This is a genomic window from Massilia mucilaginosa, from assembly GCF_011682145.1.
In the GTDB taxonomy this organism is placed as follows: domain Bacteria; phylum Pseudomonadota; class Gammaproteobacteria; order Burkholderiales; family Burkholderiaceae_D; genus Telluria_A; species Telluria_A mucilaginosa.
In genome coordinates, this window is record NZ_WHJH01000027.1 from 66,329 (window position 1) to 82,252 (window position 15,924).

Here is a 15,924-nt window from a genome sequence, read left to right on the forward strand (position 1 = left end):
CGGCCTCCTTGGATATTGCCAATTATAAATACCCAACCTTGCAGTTCCCTGAGGAAAGGCTGACAAAATCCTGACAAGTGCACGTAAACCGCTGTTTTTTGGCTAATTTTTGGGGAAACGCACGCACATCAGGGTGCCGCCGCCGCCGGGACCGGCCAGCACATCGATGCGGGCGTTATGCGCCAGCGCGATGTCGCGCACGATGGCCAGGCCGAGGCCGCTGCCTTCGGTCTTGTCGTCCAGCCGCACATAGCGCTGGAACACGCGCCCGCGCAGGTGCGGCGCGATACCGGGGCCGGAGTCTTCGACCTGCAGAACGCTGGCGTCGTCCTCGCTGAAGCAGCGCACCGTCACGGTGCCGGCGCGCGGGGTGTAGCGCACCGCGTTGTCGATCAGGTTATCGATCAGGTCGCGCAGCAGGAAGCGGTCGCCGGCCACCATCGTGCGCTTGAGTTCGAATCCGATGTCGATCCGCTTCTTGCCGGCCTCGTCGACGAAATACTGGATCACCTGCTCGACCAGCAGCGCCAGGTCGATCTGTTCGAGCCGGTTCTTTTCGAAGCGCGAGGGCTCGGCCCGGGCCAGCGCCAGCAGCTGGTTGGTCTGGCGGATCATGCGCTCGTTCGAGAGCAGCATCAGGCGCACCGAATGCAGCGTTTCCGGATCGGCCGGGTAGCGCGCGGCCAGCCACTCGAGCTGCAGCTTGACCCCGGCCAGCGGGGTGCGCAGCTGGTGCGCGACATCGGCCAGGAAATCGTGCTGGGCCTTGGCGCCGGAACGCACCTTGTCGAGCAGTTCATTGAAGGCGCCCATCACCGGGCTCAGTTCGAGCGGCACCCCGACATGGTCGAGCGGGGCCAGTTCGGTGGCGTCGCGCTGGAGCAGGTTGGCGCGCATGCGCGCCAGCGGCTGCAAGCCGTTGGTGACCGAGATCCAGATCAGGCCGATCAGGGTCAGGGTGAACAGGGTTTCCAGCAAGACCAGGGCGCGCAGGGTGGCCGAGCGCACCTGGGAGCGCTTGCGCATGGTCTTGGCCACCCCGATGTGGACCGCGCGCGCGCCCTTGCCGACGATCCGGCTCGACACCCGTACCGGCTCGCCGCGCATCGCGTCGTCGTAGGCGCGGCTGTTGGGCGCGGCCAGCGCCGGAAAATCGGCGTCGCCGGCGATCACCTTGCCGTCGTGGGTGCGCACGATGAAGTACAGGGCGTCGACATCGTCGGCACGCAACACTTGCTCGGCCTGGGTCGGCAAGTCGATGCCGGGCTGGCCCGGTCCGCTGTACAGGCGCGCCGCCAGCGCGCTGCCGGCGTCGGCCAGGGTCTGGTCAAAGGCGAGCTGGGCGGGTATCCAGGCCAGCATGTAGGTCAGGGCGGCGCCGGCCAGGTTGATCAGCAAAATCGGCACGATCAGCCATTGCAGCAGGCGCAGCCGGATGCTTTTCATACATCCTGCTCAAGCATGTAGCCGAAGCCGCGGATGGTGCGGATGCTGATGCCGGCGTCGGCAATCTTGATGCGCAGGCGCGAAATGTAGACTTCCACCGCGTTCAGGCTGACATCCTCGCCCCACGGCAAAATGGCGTCGATGATCTGCTGTTTCGAGACCACCCGGGCACCGTGCTGCAACAGGTATTCGAGCACCGCCCATTCGCGCACCGACAGCTCGACCGGGCGCCCATCGATATTGGCGCGCTTGGACGAGGTGTCGAGCACCAGCCGGCCCAGGCCGAGCACGGCCGGCTTGGGCGTGTTGCGCCGCGCCAGGGCCTTGATGCGCGCCACCAGCTCGGCGGTGGCGAAGGGCTTGACCAGGTAATCGTCGGCACCCAGTTCGAGGCCGCGCACGCGGTCTTCGATGGCGTCGCGCGCGGTCAGCAGCAAGACCGGCACGGCGCTGCCGCGCGCGCGCAGGCGCCGCACCACCTCGAAGCCGTCGATGCCGGGCAGGCCGATGTCGAGCACCACCACCGCCACCTCGGTGCGCTGCAGCACCTGGTCGGCCTGGGTGCCGCTGCCGACCACGTCGACCACCATCGCGTGCCCCTGCAGCAGGCGGGTCAGGCCATCGGCCAGCACGGCATCGTCTTCGACCAGTAATACGTGCATGCCGGGGCTTTCAGTAAGTTGCGATATTCATATTATGAGGCATGGCAGGGGCAGCTTCCAAGGATTGCCGACTGTCAAAAAGGTGGTTTTGTGCATGTTCTGTGCGTTCACCCACCTTAAAGCATGAGCAAAATGATAATTATTCCCAATTCTCCCCAGTAGGACCAGGCCCACAAGGATTTATGCATTGAACCTACATGGGGGCGACTAGCAGTCTTATGTTCGCCAACAGACGGAAGCTTTACTGTTCGTACATCGCGATTCGCTGCAAGTCCAGGTGAAGCGCCCTTGAAGTCCGTCTCAGATAGTGAGGAATAAAAATGAACAACACTCAACTTGGTGGTACCGCCCAGAACACATCGCCGGTCGGCCAGATTCCTGCCAGCGCGCAAGAATTAAAAGTTGCGGCCCGCCCCGTTGTCAGCTTTAGCGGTACCCAGCAGAACGAATTGCTGGCCGCGCTTCCCCGCAAGGATCTCGAGACCCTGTTCGAACACCTGGAACTGGTCGCCCTGCCTTTTGGCAAAGAATTGTTTGAATACGGCAGCAAGCTCGAAAACGTCTACTTCCCGACCACCGCCATCGTCTCCTTGCTGTACGTCATGGAAGACGGCGCCACCACCGAGATCGCCGTGGTCGGCCATGAAGGGGTGGTCGGCATGTCCCTGTTCATGGGCGAGCGCGCCATGTGCAGCGCCGTGGTCCAGAGCGCCGGCTACGGCTACCGCCTCAAGACCCAGTACCTGCGCGACGCCTTCAACCAGGGCGGCGCCCTGCCCCAGCTGCTGATGCGCTACACCAATGCGCTGTTCGCCCAGATGGCCCAGAACGCCGTGGGCGGGCGTCACAGCTCGATCGAACAAAAGCTGTGCCGCTGGCTGCTCGACCGCCTCGACCGCTCCGCCTCGAACGAGCTGAAAGTGACCCAGGAACTGATTTCGATCATGCTGGGCGTGCGCCGCGAAAGCATCACCGCGGCGGCGGGCAAGCTGCAGGACGACGGCCTGATTCAATACCGTCGCGGCAACATCACCGTGATTGACCGCCAGGGCCTCGAAGCGTACGCCGGCGAATGCTATAAGGTCGCGAAGACTGAGTACGATCGCCTGCTGATGGATGTAGCCCGCTAGAGCCTATTACGGGCGATAGGAGGAAGCGAATGGCGATGCATGGCAAGCGTGGGCAAGGCGAGAGGAGGACGCATGGTTTACCATGCGACGACGAGCAACGATGCCCCCGCTTGTCAGGCGCGCCAGTTGCGACTTCTATCGCCCGTAGTAGGCTCTAGAGGCAGCGGCGCCGGGAGCTCCGGCGCCGTTTCTCCGCTGTCGGCCACGCGCGACAGCGGAATGAATGCTTCCACGCATGTTCCCACGTTGTTGACGCCGCGCTTCACCCGCAAACTCCCTCCCAGCAGCAAAGCGCGCTCGCGCATACCAAGCAAACCATGCGATTTTGGCTTGGCCACGGCGTCGACGTCGATGCCGACCCCGTCATCGCTCACTTCCAGCGACACGCCGCCCGCTTCGCGCCCCAGATGCACGATCACATGGCGCGCGCGCGCATACTTGGCAATATTGTTGAGCGACTCCTGGACGATCCGGAACACCGCGATCGCATGCATCGGCCCGGCGACGTCGACATCGCCGTCGATCAGGGCCTCGCAGTCGAGCTTGGTGACCTTGCCGAATTCTTCGCAATAGCTTTGCACGGCGGCCGCCAGGCCCAGGTGGTCGAGCAGGCTGGGGCGCAGGTTTTCGACGATGCGGCGCTTCAGTTCGACCGTGTCGACCAGGGTGCCGCGCGCGCGGTCGAGCATCAGCGCCAGGTCCGGCCGGGCCGCGCGCACGGCGTCGGCCACGGCATTCAAATCGATATTGATCGAGGTCAGGTTGGCGCCCAGTTCATCGTGCAGTTCGCGCGCCAGGCGCGCCTTTTCCTCTTCGCTGACGCTGATCAGGTGGCGCGAGAGCACCGACAGCTGCTCGGTGCGCAACACCACCATCGATTCGAGGTTGTCGTTGGCGCTTTCCAGCGCGCGCTGGGTCGTGACGCGGGCAAAGTAGCTGCGCCGGATCAGGCGGTAGAACAGGGCCAGCACCAGGATCGCCATGGCGTTGATGCTGATGCCCAGGAACACGGCATTCTGGTACTCGCGCGCAAAGGTGGCGCTGCGGGCGGCCAGCAATTCGTTTTGCTCCTGCACCAGGATCACCACCTGCATGCGGATTTCATCCATGTCGGACTTGCTGTCGGAAGAGCCGGCGATCTTGACGATGTCGTCCAGCCCGCCCTGGCGGTAGACGTCGAGCACCTGGTTCATGGTGTCGAGCTTGCGGTAGACCAGGGTGTGCAGCTGGGCCAGGTTGCGGCGCTGGGATGGCGTCTCGGCCAGCAGGCGGTCGAGTTCGGCGAACTGGGCGTCGATCTCGGACGAGGCCGTGCGCAGCGGTCCCAGGTAGACTTCCGAGCCCGACAGAAAGTAGCCGCGCAGGCTGCTTTCGGCATCCATGATCAGCACGTTGACGTACTGGACCTTGTCGATCACCTTGGCGGTCTGGCCCTGGATCTCGTTGGCGCCCTTGAGCTGCCCCAGGTTGTGAAACAGGCTGAAGCCGTTGATGATGAGGATGATCACACAGGTCAGGCAGACCACCGTCTTATAGAAGGGCAAACCGGTGGTCACCGGTGGTTCGGTGGAAAAATACATCCTGGAAATCCTTTTGCGCACTGCAAAGCCGGGCGGAAACAAATTATAGACCGGGAAATGCCGTGGCGCAGCCGAACTGGACTGTAGGAGGAAGGGACGCGCCGGCGCGGGCGGGGCGTGCCGCCAGGCCGCGCGGCCGGAAAGACAGGCGCAGCTGCGGGCGGCGGCCCGGCCGCGCCCGCCACACCCGGGAGGTCAGTCGAGCAGGTTGTTCTTCATGGCGTAATAGGTCAGGTCGCTGTTCGACTGCAAACCCATTTTTTCCATGATCCGGGTGCGGTAGGTCGACACGGTCTTGATGGAGAGCGACAGCGCCACGCCGATGTCGGACACGGTTGCGCCCTTGGCCAGGCGCAGGAACACCTGGAACTCGCGGTCCGACAACTCGGTATGGAGCGCCGTGTTGGGATCGCGGTCGAAGCTCTGCGCCAGCAGTTCGCCGACCGTGGAACTGACGTAGCGGCGGCCCTGGAACACGGTACGCACCGCGGTCTTGAGCTCGTCGGCTTCGCATTCCTTGTTGAGGTAGCCGTTGGCGCCCATCTTGAACAGGTTCAGCGCATATTGCTGCGCCGGATAGCCGGACAGGATCAGCACCGGCAGGTTCGGCTGCCCCTGGCGAATGGTGCGCAGGATATCGATCCCGCTCTGGTCCGGCATGGCGATGTCGAGCAGCAGCACGTCGCAAATTTCGCGGCGCGCGATGTCCAGCGCTTCGCGCCCGGTGGCCCCTTCGGCCACGACATCGAAGTCGGGTGACGAAGAAAAAATCTGTTTGAAACCTGCACGTACTATCTGGTGATCGTCACATATGGCAACGCGTATCATTGTCTTCCCTTAAATTATCCTTGCATAGGAAAGAGCCGAGGCGAACCGCGCGCCCGGCACTGCGCATGCGTTAGTATTCTAGCACTCTGGCTGTTCAGTACAAACACGTATGACGCGCCGCGCGGCCCCGCCCGCTCAGATGGGCTCGAACAAACAGGGGGCGCGAAGCCCCCTGCAATGTGCCACGGGACCTCGCCGCCGTCCTAAGTGCCTTTGAGCACGGCCAGGATGGCGAGCAGTTCGCTGCGGATCAGGGCGCGGTCGATCTCGGGCGGCGCCGCCACGGCATCTTGCTCCGGGCCGGCGTCGGCATCGGGTGGCGCCAGCAGCGCGCCGATGCGGCTATCGAGTTTATTGCGCGCACCACTGATCGTAAAGCCTTGTTCGTACAACAGTTCGCGGATACGACGGATCAGCAACACCTCGTGGTGCTGGTAATAGCGGCGGTTTCCACGTCGTTTGACCGGTTTAAGCTGGGTAAATTCCTGCTCCCAGTAGCGAAGTACGTGCGGTTTGACGCCGCACAACTCGCTCACTTCGCCGATCGTGAAATAGCGCTTGGCCGGGATGGCCGGCAGCACGATCAGCTCGGACTTGCTCGCACGATCATTCATGGGTCAGTTCAGGCGGCGCGCGCCATCGGGCTGGTTTCTTCGACCATGCCTTTGAGCTTCTGGCTGGCGTGAAAGGTCACGACGCGGCGCGCCGTGATCGGAATTTCTTCGCCGGTCTTGGGATTGCGGCCGGGGCGCTGCGGCTTGTCGCGCAGCTGGAAGTTGCCGAAGCCCGACAACTTCACCGCTTCGCCACGCTCGAGCGCGTTCCTGATCTCGTCGAAGAAAGTCTCGACCATGTCCTTGGCTTCGCGCTTGTTCAGGCCGACCTGCTCGAACAGCAGTTCGGCCAGCTCGGCCTTGGTCAGGGTCGGCAGATTCTTCGCCGCATCCTGGCGAACCCTGGCATCCTGCATCGCGCGGTGCAGGTCGGCTGCCAGCGCCGACTGGAGTACGGCGGAATCAACGTCGTTGTTATTAATTTTACAGCCCTGCCTCGTGTCGTTACTGCTGGTGGGATCGGTTATGAACGCAGCTTCGCGTCATGTTTCTGCTCAGCCGACGCAGCCAGCGCCTTCATGACGCCTTCGACCACATCGTCCTGCAGGGTGGTTTGAGTATCTTGCAAGCTAAAGCGGAAAGCAAGGCTTTTTTCGTCCGCCTCCAATCCTTTTCCGCGATATTCATCAAACAAAACAATGGCTTGCACAATCTTTCCTGCCGGATTTACCTGCAATTCCGCAGTGAACGCATCGAGCAGGTCCTGCGCCGCCAGCGTGCTTTTCACGACAAAAGCGAGGTCGCGCGTGGCGCCGGGGAATTTCGAAATCTCTTCATATTTTGGCACGGATCGTTGCTGCAACGCAATGGCATCCACCTCGAAAAGTACCGGCGCCTGCGGCAAATCGTACTTTTGCAGCCAGCGCGGGTGCAATTCGCCAATGAAACCGATTTCCTGGCCGTCGAGGTCGATCACGGCCGAGCGTCCCGGATGCAGCGCCGGATGCGCGGTTTTCACGAAACGCAAGGTGCGCGGCGCGAACAGGGCTTCCACATCGGCTTTCACATCGAAATAGTCGACAGGCGCCGACTTGACCGACCATTGCTCGTCCAGCGCCGGACCGTAAGCGATGCCGGCCACGCGCTTGGGCTGGTCGAAACCGGCGATCGCGAGCGGACCATCGGCCGCTTGCGCATTGCGGCGGAAGATGGCGCCGACTTCAAAGGCGCGCACCCTGCCCGCTTTGCGGTTCAGGTTGTAGCGCACATTGGCAACCAGGGAGCCGATCAGCGAAGAACGCATCACGTTCATCTGGCTGGCGATCGGGTTGACCAGCTTGATCTGGTCGGTGTTGTCGGCAAAGTCGGTTTCCCATGCGGAATCGACGAAACTCATGTTCACCACTTCCTGGTAGCCGAGGTCGGCCAGCTGGTGGCGCACGGCGAACAGCGAACGGGTGTTTTCGGGCGCGATGATCATCTGGCTGGCGGCCACCGGCGGCAGCGCCGGGATGTTCTCGAAGCCGTACACGCGCGCCACTTCCTCGATCAGGTCTTCCTCGATTTCGATGTCGAAACGGTAGGTCGGCGCGGTGACGGAAAACACGCCAGGCTCCTGCGTGAACGGCAGGCCCAGGCGGGTGAAGATGTCGGCCACCATGGCGTCGCTAATCGGCACGCCGATCACTTTTTGCGCGCGCGCGGTGCGCAGAGTGACCGCTTTCGGCAGCGGCACGTTGACGATCTGGTCGTCGATCGGGCTGATCACGGTGTCGTGGGTGCCGCAGATTTCGACGATCAGCGCGCTGATGCGCTCGATGTGTTCGACGGTCGTGGCGAAATCGACGCCGCGCTCGAAGCGGTGCGCCGCATCGGTCGAAAAGTTAAAGCGGCGGGCGCGGCCCTGGATCGCGTTCGGCCACCAGAACGCCGCTTCCAGGTAAATATTCGTGGTTTCTAACGTCACCGAGGTGGCATCGCCGCCCATGATGCCGGCCAGCGATTCGATTTCCTGTTCGTCGGCAATCACGCCGATCCAGTCGTCGACGTCCACGGTGTTGCCGTTCAAGAGCTTGAGGGACTCGCCCTTTTTGCCCCAGCGCACGTCCAGCGAACCATGGATCTTGTCCATGTCGAACACGTGCGACGGACGGCCCAGTTCCAGCATGACGTAGTTGGAAATATCGACCAGGGCCGACAGCGGACGCTGGCCGCTGCGCTCGAGGCGCTGGCGGATCCAGTCCGGGGTGGCGGCTTTGGCGTTCAGGCCGCGGATCACGCGCCCGGTAAAGCGGCCGCACAGGTCCGGCGCACTGATCTTGACGGGCAGGATTTCGCTGCCGTTGACGGCCACCTGGCGCGTTTGCGGCAGGGTCAAGGGGGTGCCGGTCAGGGCCGACACTTCACGCGCCACGCCCAGCACCGACAGGCAGTCCGCCTTGTTCGGGGTCAGCTTGATGGTGAACTTGAGGTCGTTCAGCGCAAGGTAGTCGCGGATATTCTGGCCGACCGGCGCATCTTCCGGCAGCTCCATCAGGCCGCTCGTTTCCTCGGACAGTTTGAGTTCCTTGGCCGAGCACATCATGCCCTGCGATTCCACGCCGCGCAGCTCGCCGACCTTGATCACGAACGGCTTGCCGTCCGCGCCCGGCGGCAGGATCGCGCCGGCCATGGCGCAGATGGCCTTCATGCCGGCGCGCACGTTCGGCGCGCCGCACACGATGTTGAGCAAGGTGCCGGTGCCGACGTTGACCTTGCACACGTTCAGGCGGTCCGCGTTCGGATGCTTGGCCACTTCCAGCACTTCGGCCACGACCACGTTCGAGAATGGCGGCGCGACCGCTTCGACTTCTTCCACTTCCAGGCCGGACATGGTCAGCAGGTGAGCCAGTTCATCCGAAGTCATCTTCGGATCGACCATGGTACGGAGCCAATTTTCGGAAAATTGCATAATCAGTGAACCTTGAATTAGTTAAATTGCTTCAGGAAGCGCAGGTCGCCTTCGTAGAACAGGCGCAGGTCGTTGATCCCGTAACGCAGCATCGTCAGGCGCTCGAGGCCGGAGCCGAACGCGAAGCCGATGAATTTTTCAGGGTCGAGCCCGAAGTTGCGCACCACCGTCGGGTGCACCTGGCCGGCGCCCGACACTTCCAGCCAGCGCCCTTTGAGCGGGCCGCTGCCGAAGGCGATGTCGATCTCGGCCGACGGTTCGGTGAACGGGAAGTACGACGGACGGAAGCGCACCTGCAGGTCGTCGGTCTCGAAGAAAGCCTTGACGAAGTTCAGGTACACGCCCTTGAGGTCGGCGAACGAAATATCTTCGGCGATCCACAGGCCTTCGACCTGGTGGAACATCGGCGAGTGGGTCGCATCGCTGTCGACACGGTAGGTGCGGCCCGGTGCGATCACCTTGATCGGCGGCGTGTGGGTGCGCGCGTAGCGTACCTGCATCGGGCTGGTGTGGGTGCGCAGCAGCAAGGGTTTACCGGTGCTGTCATTGCCTTCGATGTAGAAGGTATCCTGCATCGAACGCGCCGGGTGGTTTTCCGGGCTGTTGAGCGCCGTGAAATTGGTCCAGTCGTTTTCGATTTCGGGACCGTCGGCCACATCGAAACCGATCGAGCGGAAGATTTCCTCGACCCGTTCCCAAGTGCGCATCACCGGGTGGATGCCGCCCGTGGAGCGGCCGCGGCCCGGCAAGGTGATGTCGATCGCTTCGGCGTTCAGACGCTCTTCGAGCTGGGCGTTGGCGAGCGCGTCGCGGCGCGCGGTCAGGGCGTTTTCGATCCGGACCTTGGCGGCGTTGATCAGCGCGCCCTGGGTCTTTTTCTGTTCCGGGTCGAGCTTGCCCAGGCCCTTCATTTGCTCGGTAATCTGGCCAGTCTTGCCAAGATACTTGGCTTTGGCGTTTTCCAGTGCGGCAGCGTCTTCGGCGGCGATAAAGTCAGCCTGTGCCGAGACGACAAGTTCTTCCAGGGAGTTCATGCGATGGTTTTTTCCTGTTGAGCGGGACTGGCGCACGCGCCACAATCAAAAACGGGGCACAGGTTTGAACCTCTGCCCCGCTCTTTTCGCGCCACCCGAAGGCGGCACTTGCATCGATCATTGCTTACGCAGCGATCTTGGCTTTCACTGCTGCGACAATCGCGGCGAACGCCGGCTTGTCCATCACAGCCATATCGGCCAGGACTTTACGGTCCAGTTCGATAGATGCTTTTTTCAGGCCGTTCATGAATACGCTGTACGTTACGCCATGCTCACGGGAAGCGGCGTTGATACGGGCGATCCACAGGCGGCGGAATACGCGTTTCTTGTTGCGGCGATCGCGGTAAGCGTATTGGCCAGCGCGCATGACTGCTTGCTTGGCAACACGGTATACACGGCTGCGGCGACCACGGTAGCCTTTAGCTTGTACAAGAATTTTCTTATGACGGGCACGAGCTGTAACCCCACGTTTTACTCTAGGCATAGTAACTCCTTAATGTGAGTGGTGAGATTAAGCCGACGGCATCATACGCATGACGGACTTGACATCCGCTGCATCGACGTTCGTGATTCCGCGCAGTTGGCGCTTGCTCTTGGTGGTTTTCTTGGTCAGGATGTGACGTTTGAAAGCGTGACCGGATTTAACGGTTCCACCTGGACGCACGCGAAAACGCTTCTTCGCGGAGCTTTTGGTCTTCATTTTAGGCATAGCAGTTCTGTCCTTCCGGACAGCTCCATTATAGGATTGCAGGTGGCAACGCTGTGCTGCACTTAGATGCCTGCTTTCACATTGTCTTCCGCCAGTGAAGGAGGAAGCCGGAGATCATAACACAGAAATTGGCTGCAAATGCAAGCATATGAGGGGAATGTTGCTTTTGACACACTCGCAACGGGCATTTCCGCAGTTGCCAGCTTTAATATCGTCGTCCCCGCGAAGGCGGGGAAGACGACCCATAAGGTAGCGACACGAATACGCACTGTGCAACCCACAAAACAAAGCGCCCCTGGCACTTGCGTGGCGGGGCGCTTTTTTGCACAAGCTGCCTGGGCAGCCCGTTCTTTGCTTATTTCTTCTTCTTCGGCGAGAGGATCATGATCATCTGACGACCTTCCATCTTCGGGAACTGCTCGACCTGGCCATACGGCTCGAGATCGGCCTTCAAACGTTCCAGCATGCGGAAGCCGATGTCCTGGTGAGCCATCTCACGGCCGCGGAAACGCAGCGTGATCTTGGTTTTGTCACCCTCATCGAGGAACTTCATCAGGTTTTTCAGCTTGATATTGTAATCGCCATCATCAGTACCCGGACGGAATTTGACTTCCTTCACGAGGATGATCTTTTGCTTCAATTTGGCTTCGTGCGCCTTCTTCTGCTCCGAATATTTGAACTTGCCGTAGTCCATCAGACGGCATACCGGTGGTTGCGCGGTCGGCGCAATTTCCACCAGATCTACGTTCGCTTCTTCGGCCAGACGAAAAGCCTCAGCCAGGCTCACAATGCCAAGCGGCTCGTTTTCCACCCCGGATAAACGCATTTCGGGGGCGGTGATTTCGCCATTGATGCGATGCGACTTGTCAGTAGCTATGTTGTTTCCTTTTAAAATCTGATGAATTAGCCGCGTCGAGATTTAACTCGTCAAGCTTTGGAATCGACCTCGTGTTTGAGGCGCTCCACCAGGGCATCGAGGGACATGACTCCCAAATCGACATTGCCACGAGCTCGCACGGCCACAGTGTTGGCATCCCGCTCTTTGTCACCGATCACGAGGATGTACGGCACTTTTTGGACGGAATGTTCACGTATTTTAAACGTAATTTTCTCGTTGCGCAAATCAGCGTGAACGCGGTACCCCAGCTTGCGCAACTTCGCCGCCACATCCTGGGTGTATTCGGCTTGCGAATCGGAAATATTGAGCACCGATACTTGCACTGGCGACAGCCAGAGCGGCATCGCGCCGGCGTAGTTTTCGATCAGGATGCCGATGAAACGCTCGAGCGAACCGACGATCGCGCGGTGCAGCATGACCGGCACCTGCTTGGTGTTGTCGGGCGCGGTGTACTCGGCACCCAGGCGGCCCGGCATCGACGGATCGATCTGCACCGTGCCGACCTGCCATGCGCGGCCCAGGCTGTCTTTCAGGTGGTACTCGATCTTCGGACCGTAGAAGGCGCCCTCGCCCGGCAGCTCGGTCCATTCCACATTGCAGGCACGCAGCGCGCTGCGCAGCGCCTCTTCGGCGATATCCCAGCTTTCCTCGCTGCCGATGCGGCTGTCCGGACGCAGGGCCAGCTTGACGTCGATGTTCTCGAAGCCGAACGCGGTGTAGACTTCCATCGCCTGCGCGTGGAAGGCGGCGACTTCGCCCGGAATCTGCTCGTCGGTACAGAAAATGTGGCCGTCATCCTGGGTAAAGCCGCGCACCCGCATCATGCCGTGCAGCGCGCCGGACGGCTCGTTGCGGTGGCACTGGCCGAACTCGCCGTAGCGCAGCGGCAGGTCGCGGTAGCTCTTCATGCCGGAATTGAAAATCTGGATGTGGCCCGGGCAATTCATCGGCTTCAGCGCGTACGAGCGGTTTTCCGACTCGGTGACGAACATGTTTTCGCGATAGTTGTCCCAGTGACCGGTCTTTTCCCACAGGCCGCGATCGAGGATCTGCGGCGCTTTGACTTCCTGGTAGCCATTGACCTGGTACACATTGCGCATGTACTGCTCCACCTGTTGCCAGATGGTCCAGCCCTTCGGATGCCAGAAGATCAGGCCCGGCGCCTCATCCTGGAAGTGGAAGAAGTCGAGCGACTTGCCCAGCTTGCGGTGGTCGCGCTTTTCCGCCTCTTCCAGATTGTGCAGGTAGAGTTCCTGGTCTTCCTTCTTGAGCCAGGCGGTGCCGTAGATACGCTGCAGCATTTCGTTCTTGGAGTCGCCGCGCCAGTAGGCGCCCGCCACTTTCATGAGCTTGAATACTTTCAGCTTGCCGGTGTTGGGCACGTGCGGGCCGCGGCACAGGTCGGTGAAACCGCCTTCGGCGTACAGCGACACATCTTCACCGGCCGGAATCGATGCAATGATTTCGGCCTTGTAGTCTTCGCCGATCGACTTGAAGTAGGCGACCGCCTCGTCGCGCGGCAACACCGTGCGCGTGACTTTCTCGTCTTTCTTGACCAGTTCGGCCATTTTCTTTTCGATCGCCACCAAGTCTTCCGGGGTGAACGGGCGCTTGTAGGCGAAATCGTAGAAGAAACCATTCTCGATCACCGGGCCGATGGTGACCTGGGCTTCCGGATACAGTTCCTTGACGGCGTAGGCCAGCAAGTGGGCGGTGGAGTGACGGATCACATCCAGGCCTTCGGGATCTTTATCGGTGATGATGGCCAGATCGGCGTTTTGCTCGATCAGGAACGAGGTATCGACGACTTTGCCGTCGACTTTGCCGGCCAGCGCCGCTTTGGCCAGGCCTGTACCGATGCTGGCTGCGACCTGGGCTACGGTGACTGGGCCATCAAACTGGCGCTCGGAACCATCGGGAAGGCGGACTGAAACCATGCTGTTCTCCTGAACGAAACTGCTATTTAAAGACAAACATCGCGGGCCTCGACAAACCGTAGCGAGCGGCGCGAGTTTCGTCCGAGAAGCGCAGCCGTACGAAGGTACGGTGAGCATCGCAGGACTTTCGCGTCCCGGGCGGAAATCGCGCCGCGCAGCAGGTTTGTCGAGGCCCGCAAAAATGCGGACGAAAAAAAACGCGGGCTAGCCGCGTTTTTCATTTTGAGAAAGCAAAAGGAAGCACCTCGACTAGTGTCGCTGGAACAACTCCGTCGTAGTTCGCGGTGTCATAACCATGATGCCTTTCTCTCTCTTACTCAGTACTACATGTTCTGGTGGGCGGTGAGGAATTCGAATCCCCGACCCCTTGGATGTCGACCAAGTATTCTAACCAGCTGAACTAACCGCCCGAAGACCAGCATTATAGAGAGCCATTCTCCGAATGACAAGCGCTTTTTCAACACGATGTTCAAGCGCTCAAAAGTACCCCGCCTGGCGACAGGGAAATGCGCTGGCGTTTTCTATTACACTCCTGCCATGCACGCCAAACCCACCCCCTCCTCCGCCCACCTGCACGCCCATCACAAGGGCGATGCCAAACATACCCACGTGGCCGTCGGCCGCAGCCAGGGCGCACTCGCCTTCGCCCTTGGCCTGACCCTGGTGTTCGCCGTGATCGAAGTGCTGACCGGCTTCATCGCCAATTCGCTCGCGCTCATCTCCGACGCCGGTCACATGGTCACCGATGCCGCCGCGCTCGGACTGGCGCTGCTGGCGCAACTGATCGCCAAGCGCCCACCCTCGGCGCGCCACTCGTTCGGCTTCGGCCGCGCCGAAGCGCTGGCCGCCTTTGTCAACGCGCTCGCCATGCTGGCCGTGGTCGGCTGGATCGTGTTCGAAGCGCTGCACCGCTTCCGCAGCCCGCAACTGGTACAAGGCGGCACCGTGTTCGTGGTCGCCGTGGTCGGCCTGGCGATCAACCTGCTGGTGGCGTGGTTGCTCTCGCGCGACCAGGGGAGCCTCAACACCCGCGCCGCGCTGGTGCACGTCATGGGCGACATTCTCGGCTCGATCGCGGCGATTGCCGCCGGCGCCGTCATCTACTTTACCGGCTGGATGCCGATCGACCCGCTGCTGTCGCTGTTCGTGTCGGTACTGATATTGCAATCGACCATCGGCGTGCTGCGCGACTCCTACCATGCGCTGATGGAAGGCGTGCCGAACCAGATCGATTACCTGCAAGTCGGCGCCGATCTGGCCGCCATGCCTGGCGTGCTGTCGGTGCACGACCTGCATGTGTGGGATATGTCGCCCGGCCAGCCGGCGCTGATCGGCCACCTGCGCATCGGCAACCTGCGCGACTGGCCGGAAGTGCTGGCCATGGTCAAGGACATGCTGCTCACCAAACACGGCATCGACCACGTGACCCTGCAACCGGAGTCGCACGACTAGCTGTCCGGCAAATTCCGGTGCCGTGGGCGGCGGAGCGGCTCTTCGTGCGCCACGCGCGCCTCCCGCGAGGCACGGCAACTAGCAAGGTGCCCTCCAATCCCAGCCGATCAACGGCGCGCCCACGCGCACGGCAAGCCACGAACCGCTCTTGCTGGCCAGCAGGCCGGACTAGATGTCCCCGCGTAATTCACTGCCGCTCATTGCGAGAATCGAGCAGGTCGACGTTGGTCCAGCAGACATATTCGGCTGCGACGCGCGCCTTTGTAAATAACGCGAAGCGCTTAAAGTCGCAGCACAATTCCTGCTTCGATCGCTTTCAGATGCGCGCGAACTGGTCGCCAGCATTGACTCATCAGACATTTACCAGCCGACGCTGTGCGCTGGCGCGATAAATACATCGAACGACATACTACTTTTCGTAACACTATTGGGCACCTCGAAAAACCGACCCAGCCGTGGCATCATAGCGGCTCCTGTTGCTGACCTAATTTCATGATCAAGACGAGTCTGTTTGCCGACCAGGAACGCGAAGCCAAGCTGAACAAGCTTGGTGATGGAGCAGCATGTCGACTTCATCGCGCTTGCCGATGCGGTTGATGAAGCCGCTCCCCGCCCCAGCCGCGAACGCGGCGGGCGTCCTCCGTTCCCGACCGAACTCATGGTTCGCGTCCTGCTGATCCAGCAGTTGTTCAACCTGAGCGACGAACAAATGGAATTCCAGTTGCTCGACCGCCTGAGCTTCCA

General features: G+C 61.2%; 15 protein-coding genes and 1 tRNA gene. 3 read left to right on the forward strand and 13 right to left on the reverse strand.

Annotated elements, in window-relative coordinates:
* Nucleotides 1-102: 102 nt before the first annotated feature.
* Together F2P45_RS20320 and F2P45_RS20325 are read right to left on the reverse strand one after the other, a co-directional pair.
* The gene (locus F2P45_RS20320; RefSeq protein WP_166879205.1) at nt 103-1,446 is read right to left on the reverse strand and encodes a sensor histidine kinase; all 1,344 of its coding nucleotides are present in this window, start codon (nt 1,444-1,446) and stop codon (nt 103-105) included.
* On the reverse strand, nt 1,443-2,108 hold the full coding sequence (locus F2P45_RS20325) for a response regulator transcription factor (RefSeq protein ID WP_166879206.1): 666 nt from the start codon (nt 2,106-2,108) through the stop codon (nt 1,443-1,445). The genes F2P45_RS20320 and F2P45_RS20325 overlap by 4 nt, the downstream gene beginning before the upstream one ends.
* 320 nt (nt 2,109-2,428) lie before the next feature.
* On the opposite strand from F2P45_RS20325, the gene F2P45_RS20330 reads away from it, so the two are divergent.
* On the forward strand, nt 2,429-3,238 hold the full coding sequence (locus F2P45_RS20330) for a Crp/Fnr family transcriptional regulator (RefSeq protein ID WP_166879208.1): 810 nt from the start codon (nt 2,429-2,431) through the stop codon (nt 3,236-3,238).
* A 113-nt stretch (nt 3,239-3,351) separates the two neighbouring features.
* On the opposite strand, the gene F2P45_RS20335 is transcribed toward F2P45_RS20330, so the two are convergent.
* The 11 genes from F2P45_RS20335 to F2P45_RS20385 form a co-directional block, all read right to left on the reverse strand.
* On the reverse strand, nt 3,352-4,818 hold the full coding sequence (locus F2P45_RS20335) for a CHASE3 domain-containing protein (protein ID WP_166879211.1): 1,467 nt from the start codon (nt 4,816-4,818) through the stop codon (nt 3,352-3,354).
* A 195-nt stretch (nt 4,819-5,013) separates the two neighbouring features.
* Nucleotides 5,014-5,646 carry a response regulator transcription factor gene (locus tag F2P45_RS20340; protein ID WP_054262954.1) on the reverse strand — a complete coding sequence of 211 codons (633 nt, stop codon included), beginning with the start codon at nt 5,644-5,646 and terminating at the stop codon, nt 5,014-5,016.
* A 203-nt stretch (nt 5,647-5,849) separates the two neighbouring features.
* A complete protein-coding gene (locus tag F2P45_RS20345) occupies nt 5,850-6,260 on the reverse strand; it encodes a MerR family transcriptional regulator (RefSeq protein WP_166879213.1) in 411 nt (136 codons plus the stop codon).
* Between the two features lie 8 nt (nt 6,261-6,268).
* Nucleotides 6,269-6,616 carry an integration host factor subunit alpha gene (locus F2P45_RS20350; protein ID WP_166879215.1) on the reverse strand — a complete coding sequence of 116 codons (348 nt, stop codon included), beginning with the start codon at nt 6,614-6,616 and terminating at the stop codon, nt 6,269-6,271.
* Between the two features lie 107 nt (nt 6,617-6,723).
* Nucleotides 6,724-9,150, reverse strand: coding sequence for a phenylalanine--tRNA ligase subunit beta (gene pheT, locus F2P45_RS20355; RefSeq protein WP_166879217.1), 2,427 nt, complete (start codon nt 9,148-9,150; stop codon nt 6,724-6,726).
* Nucleotides 9,151-9,167: 17 nt separating this feature from the next.
* Complete coding sequence (gene pheS, locus F2P45_RS20360) at nt 9,168-10,184, reverse strand: phenylalanine--tRNA ligase subunit alpha (protein ID WP_166879219.1); 1,017 nt, start codon at nt 10,182-10,184, stop codon at nt 9,168-9,170.
* A gap of 124 nt (nt 10,185-10,308) precedes the next feature.
* On the reverse strand, nt 10,309-10,668 hold the full coding sequence (rplT, locus tag F2P45_RS20365; RefSeq protein ID WP_054262959.1) for a 50S ribosomal protein L20: 360 nt from the start codon (nt 10,666-10,668) through the stop codon (nt 10,309-10,311).
* Nucleotides 10,669-10,695: 27 nt separating this feature from the next.
* Nucleotides 10,696-10,893, reverse strand: a complete 198-nt coding sequence (gene rpmI, locus F2P45_RS20370; RefSeq protein ID WP_054262960.1) for a 50S ribosomal protein L35 — start codon at nt 10,891-10,893, stop codon at nt 10,696-10,698.
* Nucleotides 10,894-11,248: 355 nt separating this feature from the next.
* Complete coding sequence (gene infC / locus F2P45_RS20375) at nt 11,249-11,788, reverse strand: translation initiation factor IF-3 (RefSeq protein ID WP_099878062.1); 540 nt, start codon at nt 11,786-11,788, stop codon at nt 11,249-11,251.
* A gap of 32 nt (nt 11,789-11,820) precedes the next feature.
* Nucleotides 11,821-13,728 carry a threonine--tRNA ligase gene (gene thrS, locus F2P45_RS20380; RefSeq protein ID WP_166879221.1) on the reverse strand — a complete coding sequence of 636 codons (1,908 nt, stop codon included), beginning with the start codon at nt 13,726-13,728 and terminating at the stop codon, nt 11,821-11,823.
* A gap of 333 nt (nt 13,729-14,061) precedes the next feature.
* Nucleotides 14,062-14,138, reverse strand: a tRNA-Val gene (locus F2P45_RS20385).
* Between the two features lie 127 nt (nt 14,139-14,265).
* Here F2P45_RS20385 and F2P45_RS20390 point away from each other — a divergent pair.
* Together F2P45_RS20390 and F2P45_RS20395 are read left to right on the forward strand one after the other, a co-directional pair.
* Nucleotides 14,266-15,180 carry a cation diffusion facilitator family transporter gene (locus F2P45_RS20390; RefSeq protein ID WP_166879224.1) on the forward strand — a complete coding sequence of 305 codons (915 nt, stop codon included), beginning with the start codon at nt 14,266-14,268 and terminating at the stop codon, nt 15,178-15,180.
* Between the two features lie 553 nt (nt 15,181-15,733).
* Nucleotides 15,734-15,924, forward strand: a 191-nt coding sequence (locus F2P45_RS20395; RefSeq protein WP_502572738.1) for a transposase, incomplete at its 3' end; no start/stop codon positions are given.